Source organism: Achromobacter sp. E1 (assembly GCF_037039475.1).
Classification (GTDB): domain Bacteria; phylum Pseudomonadota; class Gammaproteobacteria; order Burkholderiales; family Burkholderiaceae_B; genus Achromobacter; species Achromobacter mucicolens.
In genome coordinates, this window is sequence record NZ_CP146253.1 from 3,864,167 (window position 1) to 3,879,332 (window position 15,166).

The following is a 15,166-nucleotide window of genomic DNA, read 5'->3' on the forward strand; positions in this document are numbered from 1 at the left end:
ACGCACCACGAATCCTAAAATACAAAATATTCAATCAATTATTCCCACAATATGAACACTACCGGATCAACCGGGGGAACCCAGAGCATGCGCCGCGCGCTCGGCCTGCTGCGCGTGCTGGCGCAGCACCAGGAGGACGGCATCGATCTGCAGGGTGTGATGACCGCGACCGGCCTGGAGCGCTCCACCGCCCACCGCCTGCTCAGTTGCCTGCTGGAAGAACAATTCGCCGAACGCGACCGCGCCACCCGCCGTTATCGGCTGGGCGTGGATTCGATGCAACTGGGGTTTGCCGCCTTGCGCCGCACGCCGCTGCTGGACGCGCTGCGGCCCTTCGCGCAGAAGCTCGCCCGCCTGTCGGGCGACACGGTCTTTCTGGTGATCCGCCAGGGCGACTACGCGCTATGCCTGCTGCGCGAGGCCGGCTCGTTCCCGGTCAAGGTCTTCACCATCGACCAGGGCGAGCGCCGCCTTCTTGGCGTGGGCGCGGGCGGCCTGGCGCTGATGGCGGCACTGCCCGACGAGGAGATCGCCGCGCTGTACGCCCGGCACGCCGCCAGTTACGCGCACATCCGCGTGTCCAGCTCCGCGCTGATGAAGGCGGTCCGGCAGACCCGGGCCGCGGGTTACGCCGAGATCGTGGACACCATTACGCCGGGCGTATCGGGCGTGGGCGTGGCGTTTCCCGTGTCCGAGCTGACGTGGGTGGCGTTCAGCTTTGGCGCCATCAGCAGCCGGCTCGACGCGCCCCGGCGCGCGCAGATGGGCGCCCTGCTGCACGCCGAGTGCCAGGCGTGGACCAAGGACTACCTGGGTCAGGACGGCAAGTAAAAAGCCCGCAACGCCCCGGCGCTACCGGGACGTTGCGGGCTTGCGGCCCGTAAAGAATCAGACCCGTTCGAAAATCGCCGCGATGCCCTGGCCCCCGCCGATGCACATGGTGACCAGCGCATAGCGGCCTTGCACGCGCTGCAGCTCATGCAGGGCCTTGGTGGCGATGATGGCGCCGGTTGCGCCGATGGGGTGGCCCAGGCCGATGCCGCTGCCGTTCGGGTTCACCTTGGCCGCGTCCAGCTTCAGCTCGCGCGACACCGCGCAGGCTTGGGCGGCAAATGCCTCGTTGGCCTCGATGACGTCCAACTGGTCGACCGTCAGGCGCGCGCGCTTGAGCGCCGCCTGGGTGGCGGGCACCGGGCCGATGCCCATGATGTCCGGGTCCACACCGGCGTGGGCGTAGGCGACCAGGCGCGCCAGCGGCTTGATGCCGCGCTTGGCCGCGACCGAGGCGTTCATCAGCACCAGCGCGCCCGCGCCGTCGTTCAGGCCGGACGCGTTGCCCGCGGTGACCGTGCCGTTTTCTTTCTGGAACACCGGCTTCAGGCTGGCCAGGCTGTCGGCCGTGACGTCGCGGCGCACGTGTTCGTCGGTGTCGAACACGATCTCGCCTTTGCGCGACTTGATCTTCACGGGCACGATCTGGTCGCGGAAGTGGCCAGCATCGATCGCGGCCGCGGCGCGGCGGTGCGATTCCGCGGCCAAGGCGTCCTGGTCCTGACGGTTGATGCCGAACTTTGCGGCCACGTTTTCCGCCGTGACGCCCATGTGCATCTTGCCGAACGGGTCGGACAGCGCGCCGGTCATCATGTCCAGCATGACGCTGTCGCCCATGCGCGCGCCCCAGCGCTGGGCCGGGGCGATGTACGGCGCGCGGCTCATGCTCTCGGCGCCGGCGCCCACGGCGATGTCGGCGTCACCCAGCATGATCGACTGCGCGGCCGACACGATGGCCTGCAGGCCCGAGCCGCACAGCCGGTTGACGTTGAAGGCGGGCGTCTCCTTGGAGATGCCGGCATTCATGGCGGCCACGCGCGACAGGTACATGTCGCGCGGCTCGGTGTTGATGACGTGGCCGACGGCGACATGGCCCACTTCGTCGCCCGAGACGCCCGCGCGTTCCAGCGCGGCGCGGATGACGGTGGCGCCCAGATCGCAGGGCGGCACATCCTTGAGCGCGCCGCCGAAATCTCCGATGGCGGTGCGGACGGCCGAAGCGACGATGACTTCATTCATGGTGTTTCCTCCTTGTGGTGCGTTTTGAGTCGCGCGGTGCGTGACTTGAAGTGCGGTCAATCATACTGCCGGGCCGCCGCGCCCGCGTTTCGGCCGCCGATACCGAAGCCGTATCAGAAAGGCAAAAAATACTATTGGACAGCGTTCGCCGCGTTCCCCGATAGTGGCCACCGGCGCCCCTTGCGGCGCCGTTGTCCGACCCGGAGCGCCTGATGATCGATACGCTGGAACTGACTGCCATTCCCCCCGAGGACGAAGCCTTGCGCACCGAGGTGCGCGCCTTCCTGGCCGATGCGCTGGAAGGGCTGGAGCCCGATGAGCGCGCGCGCTCCTGGATGGGGTTTGACGCCGGATTCAGCCGTCAGCTTGCCGAACGCGGCTGGCTGGGTCTGACATTGCCGCGCGAATACGGCGGCGCGGCGCGCGGCCATTTCGCGCGGTTCGTGCTGTCCGAAGAATTGCTGGGCGCGGGCGCGCCCGTGTCGGCGCACTGGATCGCGGACCGCCAGAGCGCACCCCTTATCCTGAAGTACGGCACGCCGGCGCAACGGGACTTCTACCTGCCGCGCATCTGCGCCGCGCAGGCCTTCTTTTGCATCGGCATGAGCGAACCGGGCTCCGGTTCGGACCTGGCCAGCATCCGCACGCGGGCCGAGCCCGATGGCGGCGGATGGCGCCTGAACGGCAGCAAGATCTGGACGACCAACGCGCACCGCTCGCACTACATGATCGCGCTGGTGCGCACCTCGGGCACTGTCCAGGACCGGCACCAGGGGCTGTCGCAGGTCATCGTGGACCTGTCTCTGCCCGGCGTGTCGGTGCGGCCCATCGAAGACCTGGCGGGCGACGCGCATTTTTCGGAAGTGTTCTTCGACAACGTGGCCTTGCCGGCCGATGCGCTGATCGGCGAGGAAGGCGCGGGCTGGGCGCAGGTCAATGCCGAACTGGCCTTCGAGCGCAGCGGCCCCGAGCGTCTGTATTCCAGCATCGCGCTGCTGGAATGCTGGCTGGCGCACTGCCGCGAGCGCGACGCCGACGCCGCAAGCCGCGCCACGCTGGGCGCCATCCTGTCGCAGATGGCGGTGCTGCGCGCCATGTCGCTGGCGGTTGCCGGCAAGCTGGCCGCCGGCCTGAGTCCCGCCACGGAGGCGTCGCTGGTCAAAGACCTGGGCACCGAGCTTGAACAGGCCATCCCGCGCCTCATCGGCGATACGCTGGGCCGGCATCCTGGCCGGCCCGTGCCCCTGCCGCTGCTGCGCACGCTGGCGTATCTGGAACAGGTTGCACCCACGTTTTCGCTGCGCGGCGGCACCCGTGAAATCCTGCGCGGGATCATCGCCCGCGGACTTGGCCTTCGATAAGGACGACCGCCATGGACAACATTTTTGGCGATGCCGCCGAACGCCTTTTTGCCCAGACCTGCACGCCCGAGGTGATCCGCCGGACCGAACAAGGCCAGCCGCCCGCCGCCGCGTGGCAGGCCTGCGAGGACGCGGGCTTTGCGGACGCGCTGGTTCTGGAAGCGCATGGCGGCGCGGGCCTGGGCCTCGCAGACGCGCTGCCGGTCGTGCTGGCGGCGGGCCGGCACCTGTGCCCCTACCCCATTGCCCACACCCTGCTTGCGCGCGCCTGGCTGAGCCGCGCGCAGCGTCCGCAAGCGGCCGGGTCGATCGCGCTAGCGCCGCACGGCCTTGCCATCGATGACGGACGCATCGCCGGCGTCAGCGTGGCCTGGGCGCGCAGCGCCGACTACGTGCTGGCGGGCATCGGCGGCCAGACCTGGCTGTTGCCCATGCAGGCGGCGCGCGTCGAACCGAACGGCGTGCACGGCAGCCTGGATGGCGGCGCGTCATGGGCGCTTGGCGACGCCGAACGTATCGAGGGTCCCGCGCCGCTGGACACGCTTGCAGCCGCCGCCTACGCCGGCCTGATCGCCGGCGCGATGGACCGGGTGCTGGCGATGACGCTGGCGTACGCGAACCAGCGCGCGCAGTTCGGCAAGCCCATCGGCCGCTTTCAGGCGGTTCAACAGCAGATCAGCGTGATGGCCGAACAAGTGTGGGCCGCCCGCATGGCGGCAGAGCTGGCCTTTCAAGGCGACGACGGCCTGCCCCGCCCCTTGCTTGCCGCGTTGGGCAAGGCCCGCGCAAGCCAGGCCGTGCCGCAGGTGGCCGACATCGCGCACGCGGTGCACGGCGCCATCGGCGTCACCGAGGAGTTTGACTTGCAGCTTTACACCCGCCGGCTGCGCGATTGGCGGCTGGCGGCGGGATCGGAAGCCCACTGGCACGAGCGCATCGGGGCGGACGCGATCACCAGCGGGGCCGATGCGCTGACCTACCTGCGCACGGCGTTGTACGCCCGGCCAGCCGCCTAGCTACGCCACGCGTTTCGCGACAACAACGCGAAACAACGCGTCGCGCTTGCGGCAATCCCGCAGGCAGGCTTAGGATGGAGCATGGTTCGTTTCGGGAGCACATCGTGAAGACAGTTGCTGAGCTTCTCAGGGAAAAGGCCAATCACGCCGTCGTGACGGTTTCTCCGGATTCGTCGGTCTTTGACGCGATCAAGACGATGGCCGACCGCGGCATCGGCGCGGTGGTGGTGGTGGAAGGCGACGTGGTGCTGGGCATGCTGACCGAACGCGACTACGCGCGCAAGATCGTCCTGCAGGACCGCTCATCGCGCACGACCAAGGTGCGCGACATCATGACGGAGTCGGTCTACTACGTCGGTCCCGCCGACACGCGGGAACACTGCATGGCGATGATGACCGAACGGCATTTCCGCCACCTGCCCGTCATCGACAACGACAAGCTCATCGGCCTGCTGTCCATCGGCGACCTGGTCAAGGACGTGATGAGCGAGCAGAAGTTCATCATCCACGAACTGGAACGCTACATCACGGGCGAACGGGGTTAAGGGAGAGGACCGGCCGCACCTAGCCGGCCGCACCTAGCCGGCCGCCAACATTCTCGACGCGGGGACGATCAGGCCCAGGCCTGCGGCCAGCAGCAGCACGAACACCATGCGCTTGACCGTCTTCATCGAATTCTCGGTGCTGTAGCGGCGCGCGAACCACGTCACGCCGATCACGACCGGCAGCGCCTGCACGCTCATCCAGAAAGACGACGCCATGAAGGCGCCCTGCCCGGTCACGAGCGCAAGCCGCACCGTGGCGTTGAGCGAAAAGAGGATCAAGAGGCTGTTGCGGATGGTGGCCAGCGGCAGCGGCTGGCGGTACAGGTGATAGACCATGGGCGGACCGGCGCTGGAAAACAGGCCGCCCAGCACGCCCGACACGCCCCCGAAAAACACACTGGACGTGCGCGAAGACAACTGCGCCAGCGGCTGGGTGCGCGTCACCAGCAAGATGGCGCAGGCCAGGATGGTGACGCCAAGCAGCAGTTGCAACAGCACCGCCATGGATCCGCTGATCCACGTCAGCGCGGCCACGCCCACCCCCACGCCGGCCAGGCTGCTGACCGCGGCGGGCGTCAGCAGCGACCAATTCACCTGCGGTCTGGCGCGCAGCAGCGTGACGCCCGCATTGACCAGCGACAGCACGCTCACCACGTTGGCGACTTCGGCGACCGAGGCCAGCTGGAACACGCCCGACAGGCCCAGCAGCACCAGGCCAAACGCAAAGCCCGTCATCGTCTGGGCATAGGTGGCAAGCGCCACGCAGGCCAAAAACAGCAGGTGTTGATCGATGCTCATGCGACGGGTGGAGCCAGACCTCGGCTCTGCCCGGCTGCGCGCCGGGGCGGCAGTGAGCGGATCGACGGGAAACGGCGTGGTAACAGGTTAACGAGTTAACGGGCTAAAGCTTTTCGGCGGGAATGATAGCACCGGGGCAATGCGGTGATCCGGCCCCCGTCGCGCCGAATGCACACAGTTGGTCACAATCTGATGCGCTCATGCACCCCGGCCATGCCGCGCGGCCGCTATCCTTGCCGCCCGGCTATCCCCTGCCGCCCGCCGCGCCGACCTCGTTCGCGCAGCGCTGGCGGCCCGCCTGCGTACCGAGAATGACGCCCAAACAGACCACCATCAATACGGTGACGCTGACCTGCTCCACCTGCGGCAGCGCCCAGTTCACCAAGCTGGACACCAACGAATACCAGTGCAGCCACTGCCACGCGGTCACGCTGGTCGAGGACAACGTGGCGCAGCGCCTGGAAAAAATCCTGCGCAACATCCAGAAGCCTCAGCCGGCGCCCATCAAGCCCGTGGCAATCGTGGCGATCTCGGTGGCGATCCTGGCCGCGGTGATCGTCCCCCTGGTCGTCTCCACGCTGGGTTCGCGCCCGCCATCCGCGCCCACCCGCATTGCCGAGCCGCCCATCGACGCCTCGCTGGTCAAGCTGACCGACGTGCAGGAAATCAAGACCCGCGGCCGCACCGAACTCGTCATGATCGTGCGCAACGAAACGGGCCGCAAGATCGACGTGCCGCGTGTATCGGCATCGTTCTTCCAGGGCGACCTGTCGCTGGCCACCGTGTCCGGCTCGGCGCCCGCGCGCTCGCTGCAACCGGGGGAATACACGCCCCTGAAGATCTCGGCGCCGGACAAGGCGTTCAGCCGCTATGACCTGCAGGTTGCCACGCCGTCGCCAGCGCGTGGCAAGAACAACGACGTGGCCGCCAGCAAGGTGCAGCTCGTCCGCAACGACGGCGCCTACCGACTGGTTGGCCTGATCCGCAACCAGGGCGTCCAGCCGGCCAGCAGCACGCAGATCACGGTCATGCTGTACGGCGCCGACGGCAGGCTGATCGGCACCGGCAACGGCTACGCCACCGCCAGCCCGCTGGCCCCGGATGCGCTGACGTCGTTTGACGTGCGCTGCGAGATGCTGCGCGACGGCGAGGTCGCCGCCTACGATTACATGGTGCAAAGTGAAAGCTGATCGCTCCCCCTCCGGGCGCCTGTCGCGGCCGGCCCTGGCCGCGCTGGCGCTGATCCTGTTTGCGGCGGGCGCCTACGCCGCCTGGAAGTTCACCGCCCTCGGGCCGCGCAGCCAGCTCCCCGCGCAAACCGCCGCCAAAGCCGCGCCGGCCGCGGCCGAACCGCCCGCCAGCCGCATCGTGCGCGTCAGCCCGGCCAACACGCGGGTGATCGACCATGTCCGTCTGACCACCGAGGAATTGCTGGACCCGGACTTCGCGCTGTTCGACACCGGGGCGCTAAAGCTGTCGGCCCCGCGCCGCCTGCTCGACGAGATCGAACGGCCCGTGCTGTATGCGGAACTGGTCAACACCAGCAAGGAATACGTGGCGCTGTCGCCGCGCGCCGAAATCGCGGTGTTCGACGGTTCGCGCCCCCTGGATCTGCGCCAGTCCTGGAGCCTGCCGACGTATCTGTATCCCGGCGAGCGCGTGCCCGTGGCGCTGACCGGGCGCGTGGAGCGCTTTTCCGAGGTCAAGACGAACTGGCTGCCCGCCAAGCGCGCCGCCTTGCCCGGCCCGCGGCCGCAGCTTGCCGTGACCGTGGAAAACACCGAAGCCGCCATTGGCACCGGCACGCTGAACTTCACCTACCGCTTCCGTTACAAGTACGTGACGGTGCATGGCCGGGTGCGCAACGACAGCGAGCGCGAGGTCGAGAAGGTGCGCGTGTGGGTCAGCCTGTACGACGCCCAGGACCAGCTCACCGGCGCCACCTTCAAGGAATTGCGCGTGCCGCGCCTGCCGCCTGGCGACAGCGCGCCCTTCGAGGTCGACGTCAAGCAGTACGGCGGCAATTTCGCCCGGGTCGGGGTGGTCTACGACGCCACCGCGCCCTAATCTCCCGACTGAAAGGCGTTTCCCCGGGGCGGCCATGCGGCCGCCCTTTTTCGTGGCGCCCGGCCTGATATCCGGCCCATTAACGCCGCCCCGCCCTCCCGGACGTCGCCGCCGAGCAACAGGCTATCGGCTCAAGTCTTATATAAGATATAAGACATTTGCTACCGGCCCCCACTTGCTTCTACAATTCCGGCCGACAACCCTTCTTCCAACCCGACTTTGAGCAGGCCTCACATGCTGGATACTTACCGCCAACACGTTGCCGAACGCGCGGCTCTGGGGATTCCCCCGCTGCCCCTTACGGCCAAACAAACCGCTGAACTGATCGAACTGCTGAAGAATCCGCCCGCTGGCGAGGAGCAGAATCTGGTCGAGCTGCTGACGCACCGCGTGCCGGCCGGCGTGGACGACGCCGCCAAGGTCAAGGCCTCCTACCTGGCCGCCGTGGCGCTGGGCAAGGAAGCTTGTGCGCTGATCAGCCGTGCCAAGGCGACGGAACTGCTGGGCACGATGCTCGGCGGCTACAACATTGGCCCGCTGGTCGACCTGCTGGATGATGCGGAAATCGGCACCATCGCCGCCGATGCGCTCAAGAAGACCCTGTTGATGTTCGACGCCTTCCACGACGTGAAGGAAAAGGCCGACAAGGGCAACGCCAACGCCAAGTCCGTGATGCAGAGCTGGGCCGACGCCGAATGGTTCACCAGCCGTCCGGAACTGCCGGAAAGCCTGACCATCACGGTCTTCAAGGTTCCGGGCGAAACCAACACCGACGACCTGTCGCCCGCCCCCGACGCCACCACCCGTCCCGACATCCCGATGCACGCCCTGGCGATGCTCAAGAACAAGCGCGACGGCGCCGCGTTCGAGCCGGAAGAAGACGGCAAGCGCGGCCCGGTCAAGTTCATCGAATCCCTGAAGGAAAAGGGCCACCTGGTCGCCTACGTGGGCGACGTGGTCGGCACGGGTTCGTCGCGCAAGTCGGCCACCAACTCGGTGCTGTGGTTCACGGGCGAAGACATCCCCTTCGTGCCGAACAAGCGCTTTGGCGGCGTCTGCCTGGGCAACAAGATCGCCCCGATCTTCTACAACACGATGGAAGACGCCGGCGCCCTGCCGATCGAGCTGGACGTGTCCAAGATGGAAATGGGCGACGTGGTCGAGCTGCGCCCCTACGAAGGCAAGGCGATCAAGAACGGTGAAGTCATCGCCGAATTCGAGGTCAAGTCCGACGTGCTGTTCGATGAAGTGCGTGCCGGCGGCCGCATTCCGCTGATCATCGGCCGCGGCCTGACCGCCAAGGCCCGTGAAGCCCTGGGTCTGCCGCCCTCGACGCTGTTCCGCCTGCCCAAGGATCCGGTCGACTCCGGCCGCGGCTTCACGCTGGCCCAGAAGATGGTCGGCCGCGCCTGCGGTCTGCCGGAAGGCCGCGGCATCCGCCCGGGCACCTACTGCGAACCGAAGATGACCTCGGTCGGCAGCCAGGACACCACCGGCCCCATGACCCGCGACGAACTGAAGGACCTGGCCTGCCTGGGCTTCTCGTCCGACCTGGTGATGCAGTCGTTCTGCCACACCGCCGCCTATCCCAAGCCCGTGGACGTCAAGACGCACCACACGCTGCCGGAATTCATCAGCACCCGTGGCGGCGTGTCGCTGCGTCCGGGCGACGGCGTCATCCACTCGTGGCTGAACCGCATGCTGCTGCCCGACACCGTCGGCACCGGCGGCGATTCGCACACGCGCTTTCCCATCGGCATCTCGTTCCCGGCCGGCTCGGGCCTGGTGGCCTTTGCCGCCGCCACGGGCGTCATGCCGCTGGACATGCCGGAATCGGTGCTGGTGCGCTTCAAGGGCAAGCTGCAGCCCGGCGTCACCCTGCGCGACCTGGTCAACGCCATTCCGCTGTACGCCATCAAGCAAGGCCTGCTGACGGTTGCCAAGCAAGGCAAGAAGAACATCTTCTCCGGCCGCATCCTGGAAATCGAAGGCCTGCCCGACCTGAAGGTCGAACAAGCCTTTGAACTGTCGGACGCTTCCGCCGAACGTTCGGCCGCCGGCTGCTCGGTGCGCCTGAACAAGGAACCGATCATCGAGTACATCAACAGCAACATCGTGATGCTCAAGTGGATGATCGCCAACGGTTACGAAGACGAGCGCACGCTGGGCCGCCGCATCAAGGCGATGGAAGCCTGGCTGGCCGACCCCAAGCTGCTGGAGCCGGACGCCGACGCCGAATACGCCGCGGTCATCGAGATCGACCTGGCCGACGTGCATGAACCCATCGTCGCCTGCCCGAACGACCCCGACGACGTGAAGACGCTGTCGGAAGTCGCCGGCGCCAAGATCGACGAAGTGTTCATCGGCAGCTGCATGACCAACATCGGCCACTTCCGCGCGGCGTCCAAGCTGCTGGAAGGCAAGCGCGACATCCCGGTCAAGCTGTGGGTCGCTCCGCCGACCAAGATGGACGCCACGCAACTGACCGAGGAAGGCCACTACGGCGTGTTCGGCACCGCCGGCGCCCGCACCGAAATGCCGGGCTGCTCGCTGTGCATGGGCAACCAGGCGCAGGTCCGCGAAGGCGCGACGGTCATGTCGACCAGCACCCGCAACTTCCCGAACCGCCTTGGCAAGAACACCAACGTGTACCTGGGCTCGGCCGAACTGGCCGCGATCTGCTCGAAGCTTGGCCGCATCCCGACCAAGGACGAGTACATGGCGGACATGGGCGTCATCAACAAGAGCGGCGACCAGATCTACCAGTACCTGAACTTCGACAAGATCCCCGACTACAAGGACGTGGCGGACGTGATCGAGGTCTGATCCTGATCCCCCAGCCAGGCCTCGCGGCCTGAACAACGGCCCCGTGCAATCGCCCGGGGCCGTTTTTTTTTTGCCTCTGTCTGAGCGATTGGGATCATCAGGCAGCCTGTATAACGAAACGTTTCAATACAATCCAGGCATGCCGGTGAGACGTCGGCCGCCATCGCCGGGAAAGCCCCGGCGCATTTTTCCTGGAGGAAGCCTGCCAATGATCCGGCTATTGCCGCCGACGCTGTTGCTGACGCTAGCCGGCTGCGCCACCGCGCCGCCCTCGAATCCCGACAACATCTGCGCCATCTTCCGCGAGAAACCGGAATGGCACGACGCGGCGCTGGAGGTGCAGAAAAAATGGGGCGCCCCGGTGCCCGTGCCGATCGCGATGATGTACCAGGAGTCGTCCTTCAAGCACGACGCGCTGCCGCCGCGCTATTACTTCCTGGGCTTCATCCCGTGGGGCCGCGTGAGCTCGGCGTACGGTTATGCGCAGGCCAAGGACGAGACCTGGGCCGACTACAAGCGCGAAGCGGGCGGCTGGACCTCCAGCCGCGACAACTTTGCCGACGCGCTGGACTTCATGGGCTGGTACATGAACAAGACGCAGCGTATCAACGGCATCTCGAAGTGGGATGCGTATGGGCAGTATCTGAACTACCACGAGGGCTGGACCGGCTACCGCAACCGCAGTTACGACCGCAAGGCTTGGTTGAAAACCGTCTCGCAGAAAGTGCAGGCGCGCGCCGAGAAGTTCACGGCGCAGTACAAGAGCTGCGAATCGAGCCTGTCGCGAGGCGGATGGCTTTGGTGAAGGGCCGCTGAATCGCCCGGGTGTCTGACACCCGCTGAATTGCCCCGGTGTCTGACACCCGCTGAGACATCGCCGCAGGCTGAAGATCATCTCCCCTGGGTGTCAGACACCTCCAACACATCTTCAACCCGCCTCGCGCTGCATGAACGAAAAAAAATCCCGGCGGGCCGGGATTTTTTCTGCGTGGACGGTCGCCCGCAGTAATCAGAAGTCCATGCTGGCCGACAACGAGAACGTGCGCGGGCCGCCCAGGACGAGGTAGCCATTGCCCGGATAGCCGCCCACCGACGACCAGTAGTTGCGGTTGGCGATGTTGTCCACGCGGGCGCGCAGCGTCAGGACGTGGCCGTCCACGTCCATCATGTAGCGCAGGCCGGCGTCAAAGCGCGTCCAGCCCGGAACCTTGAGCGTGTTGGCGTCATCGGCATACGACGAGCCGGTGTAGACCACGCGGCCGTCGATGGCCAAGCCTTCGACGCCCGGGATGTCCCATTCCACGCCCATGTTGGCCTGGAAGCGCGGCACGCCGATCACGCGATTGCCGTTCAGCGAGGCGTTGCCCGTCGACACCTGCTTGGCATCGAGCCAGGTCAGGCCGCCCAGCAGGCGCACGCTGCGCACGGGTTCGCCGAATACGGTCAGCTCGACGCCTTGGTGGCGGTCCTTGCCGGAATTGGTCAGCTCGTTGGCGGCGTTGTAGGCCGCGCGCGGCTTTTCCGTCGAGAAGAACGCCAGGCCACCACCCAGGCTGTCGCCTTCGTACTTCACGCCCACTTCCTTCTGCTTGGACACGAAGGGCGGCAGGCTCTGGCCCACGTTCGGCACCGGGCGGCCGCCTGCGGTTGCGGGCGCGGTCGGGCCGGCAACCAGGGCTTCGATGTAGTTGGCATACAGCGATACGCTGGGCGCAACCTTGACCACCAGACCGAAGGCGGGCGAATTGTGGCTGGCGTCGTAGGCGCCGCTTTCGTTGCCGGTGTTGTACGCGTAATCGCGCTGCGACATGCGCTGATGGCGGATGCCGGCCGTGAACAGCACCTTGTCGTCCAGGAAGGACATCGTGTCGCCGATGGCGTAACTGCTCAGGCGGGTACGGCCCTGCAGCGCGGGGTTGTCCAGATCATTGCCGCGCAGCGCGCCTGCGCTGAAGGCAGGCTTGTCGTACGAGATGGGATCGTAAATGTTCGTGGGGAACGTGTTGCGGAAGTCCATCACGTACGCGTTCTTCTTCTTCAGATCGAACCACGAAGCAGACACGACGAACTCGTGCCCCACGGGCCCCGTGCGCAACTTGCCGCGCAGGCCGATTTCACCCGTGTTGACGCTGTCTTCACGCGTGTTGTCGAAGCGGTAGAAGTTGCCGGCGCCGGTGCTGCCATTGGTCAGCGTGATGTTGCCCAGGGAGTTGGCTTCGTCGCTGCGGCGCATGCCAAACGCGCCGTACGCGGTCAGCTTGTCGCTGAAGTCGTGTTCCGCGCGCAACGTGCCGAAAACGTCGCGCTCGTTGGAATACGTCCACGGCTGCGCGTAGTTGGAGCTGGCGTCCGGCGCATCGGGCACGGTCGTGACGCCGGCGCCCAGCGTCACGTTGGGGCGCGGGCGCTTGAGCTTGTTTTCCTGCCAGCCGATGTCGGCGGACAGGCGCGTGTCGGCGGACCGCCAGTCCAGGCCCAAGGAGACCACGCTGGTGCGGCTATGTTCGTCGTCGATGGCCGTGTCGCCACTGCGCTGCGCGGCGTTCAAACGGATGCCGGTGCTGTCGTCCGGGCCAAAGCGGCGGGCGATGTCGGTGGACAACTGGAACTGGCCACCGCTGGCCACACCCGTCGTGACCCGCGTCAGCGGCTCGTTCGGCGCGCGCTTGGGCACCAGGTTGATGACGCCGCCAATGCCGCCGCCACCGGGCGTGGCGCCGGTCAGGAAGGCCGTCGCGCCGCGCAGCACTTCCACGCGCTCGAAGAGCTCCGTGGCGATGTATTGCCGGGGCAGCAGGCTGTACAGGCCGTTGTAGGCCACATCATCCGAACTCAGAATGAAGCCGCGAATGAAGTAAGACTCCTGGAAGTTGCCAAAACCGCGCGCCACGCGCACACCCGAGTCGTTCTGCAGCACGTCGCCCACGCTCTTGGCCTGGCGATCCTGGATCAGCTCGTTGGTATAGCTGGTGACGCTGAACGGCGTGTTCATGAAGTCCTCAGTGCCGAGGATGCCGACACGGCCGCCGCGGGCCACCTGCCCGCCCGCGAACGGCGCGGACAGACCGCCGGCCGATGCGTCCGCGCTGGCCTCAACCCGGATGGCGTCCATCGAGGTTACGGAGCCGCTGGTCGTGGCGGGCTGAGTCTGGGGAGCGGTCTGGGGGGCGGTCTGGGCGTGGACGGCGCCAAAGCACGGCAAGGCGGCAGCCATGCAAGCGAGAGTTCTGATTTTCATATCGGGGCGCTGATAAAGCGGAAGCGGGTCCGCGTTGCGGTGGGGAGATCCGCAAAAACCCGATTCGAATCGCGTGGCTATCCGGGGTGACCGGCGCCATCCAAGCACATTCGCGGTTGGGGTCTTGAGGTCTGACCGCGACGATGTTACCAAAGGAGAATCGTTCTCATTGATTCTCTCAAACAGAATTGAGGCTCGGCGTTGCGACCAAGCAACACATTCCGCGACGATTCAGCAGGTCGTCAGCGCATCGGCCGGTTCGGTTTCCCCATACGCCGCCAACGCCTCGGCAAGCGCCCCGTCCGCGTCGGGCAACGCCGCGCCCCCCTGCTGCGGCACTTCCCCCACCGCCGATCCGGCCACCAGCACGAAATGCACGGGCTTCTTGCCGGCCATCAGCAACAGGACCCCTTCTTCACCGCCCCGCGTGGCGCCCGCTACCGCGGCGCTGCCGGCGGGCACGACCGCAAAGTCCGGATCGCCGCCCGCCACCTTGGGCAGCGGCGTCGCACCCTTGCTGCAATGCCTGGCGCGCACGCCCAGGTCGCCCTGGATGGCGTAGAACCAGGCGGTCCAGCCGGGCGGCATGGGCACCAGGGTGGTCGCACCAGGCCGTAGCGAGCCGTCCAGTATCAGCAACGGTTCGGGCGTGCGCAAGGGCGACTCCAGCCCCCCGAAGCTGCCCGCCACGACCCGGACCTTGCCCGAAGGCGCCTGGATGGCAGGCATGTCCGCAGCGCGCAGCATCGAGGTCATGGGCGGCAAGGATTTCAGGTGCGCCGGATGATTGATGAAGATCTGCAGGCCGTGCAGCCGGGCCTCGCCCACTGGCCGCTGCGCGTGCACGCTGCCGCGCCCGGCCTGCGTCCAGTGCAGGTCGCCCGCGTGAATGTCCTGGTTGTTCTCGATGCCGTCCAGGCTTTGCATGACGCCGGTGCTGTCTTCCAGCAGCAGCGTTGCGGCGCTGATGCCCGCGTGCGTATGCGGTTCGAAGGTCGGCCCGGTCATGACGAAGTGATTCACCAGCACCACGGGCGAGATGCATCGCGAGAAATCGGTAGGGCGAAACTGGCGAATGGTGCAGGCGTCGCCCATGTATCGGCTGGAGCCCGGAACGACGGCGCTAAGGTGAAGAGTCAAAAATGCTGCCTTGCTGGTTGCTGAACATGTATTGCCGCGACAGCTTATGAGTTCGGACCGCCGGACAGTAGGGGCCAATTTCAGGAATAATTGTCCCGGCTGTCA

General features: G+C 66.7%; 12 protein-coding genes. 8 read left to right on the forward strand and 4 right to left on the reverse strand.

Annotated features, from left to right (window positions below; all coding sequences use genetic code 11):
• Positions 1–51: 51 nt before the first annotated feature.
• On the forward strand, positions 52–831 hold the full coding sequence (locus tag V6V88_RS17965) for an IclR family transcriptional regulator (RefSeq protein WP_338615859.1): 780 nt from the start codon (positions 52–54) through the stop codon (positions 829–831).
• Positions 832–888: 57 nt separating this feature from the next.
• Here the strand turns inward: V6V88_RS17965 and V6V88_RS17970 are convergent, their stop codons facing one another.
• Entirely contained in the window at positions 889–2,070 is a 1,182-nt protein-coding gene (locus V6V88_RS17970; RefSeq protein WP_338615861.1) for an acetyl-CoA C-acyltransferase family protein, read from the reverse strand.
• Between the two features lie 212 nt (positions 2,071–2,282).
• On the opposite strand from V6V88_RS17970, the gene V6V88_RS17975 reads away from it, so the two are divergent.
• The 3 genes from V6V88_RS17975 (at position 2,283) to V6V88_RS17985 (ending at position 4,992) form a co-directional block, all read left to right on the forward strand.
• A complete protein-coding gene (locus V6V88_RS17975) occupies positions 2,283–3,431 on the forward strand; it encodes an acyl-CoA dehydrogenase family protein (RefSeq protein ID WP_338615863.1) in 1,149 nt (382 codons plus the stop codon).
• An 11-nt stretch (positions 3,432–3,442) separates the two neighbouring features.
• Complete coding sequence (locus tag V6V88_RS17980; RefSeq protein WP_280003769.1) at positions 3,443–4,447, forward strand: acyl-CoA dehydrogenase family protein; 1,005 nt, start codon at positions 3,443–3,445, stop codon at positions 4,445–4,447.
• Positions 4,448–4,551: 104 nt separating this feature from the next.
• A complete protein-coding gene (locus tag V6V88_RS17985) occupies positions 4,552–4,992 on the forward strand; it encodes a CBS domain-containing protein (protein ID WP_062839245.1) in 441 nt (146 codons plus the stop codon).
• A 33-nt stretch (positions 4,993–5,025) separates the two neighbouring features.
• Here the strand turns inward: V6V88_RS17985 and V6V88_RS17990 are convergent, their stop codons facing one another.
• On the reverse strand, positions 5,026–5,790 hold the full coding sequence (locus V6V88_RS17990; RefSeq protein ID WP_056323801.1) for a TSUP family transporter: 765 nt from the start codon (positions 5,788–5,790) through the stop codon (positions 5,026–5,028).
• Positions 5,791–5,990: 200 nt separating this feature from the next.
• On the opposite strand from V6V88_RS17990, the gene V6V88_RS17995 reads away from it, so the two are divergent.
• The 4 genes from V6V88_RS17995 (at position 5,991) to V6V88_RS18010 (ending at position 11,488) form a co-directional block, all read left to right on the forward strand.
• Positions 5,991–6,980: an FxLYD domain-containing protein gene (locus tag V6V88_RS17995; protein ID WP_338615868.1), complete on the forward strand. Its 990-nt coding sequence runs from the start codon at positions 5,991–5,993 to the stop codon at positions 6,978–6,980.
• Positions 6,970–7,857 carry an FxLYD domain-containing protein gene (locus tag V6V88_RS18000; protein WP_338615870.1) on the forward strand — a complete coding sequence of 296 codons (888 nt, stop codon included), beginning with the start codon at positions 6,970–6,972 and terminating at the stop codon, positions 7,855–7,857. The genes V6V88_RS17995 and V6V88_RS18000 overlap by 11 nt, the downstream gene beginning before the upstream one ends.
• 234 nt (positions 7,858–8,091) lie before the next feature.
• Positions 8,092–10,683, forward strand: a complete 2,592-nt coding sequence (gene acnB, locus V6V88_RS18005; RefSeq protein WP_223576188.1) for a bifunctional aconitate hydratase 2/2-methylisocitrate dehydratase — start codon at positions 8,092–8,094, stop codon at positions 10,681–10,683.
• Positions 10,684–10,891: 208 nt separating this feature from the next.
• Positions 10,892–11,488: a hypothetical protein gene (locus V6V88_RS18010; RefSeq protein WP_062839126.1), complete on the forward strand. Its 597-nt coding sequence runs from the start codon at positions 10,892–10,894 to the stop codon at positions 11,486–11,488.
• A 204-nt stretch (positions 11,489–11,692) separates the two neighbouring features.
• Here the strand turns inward: V6V88_RS18010 and V6V88_RS18015 are convergent, their stop codons facing one another.
• On the reverse strand, positions 11,693–13,921 hold the full coding sequence (locus V6V88_RS18015) for a TonB-dependent receptor (protein ID WP_338615873.1): 2,229 nt from the start codon (positions 13,919–13,921) through the stop codon (positions 11,693–11,695).
• 231 nt (positions 13,922–14,152) lie between these two features.
• Entirely contained in the window at positions 14,153–15,061 is a 909-nt protein-coding gene (locus V6V88_RS18020; protein ID WP_223576190.1) for a pirin family protein, read from the reverse strand.
• Positions 15,062–15,166: the final 105 nt, after the last annotated feature.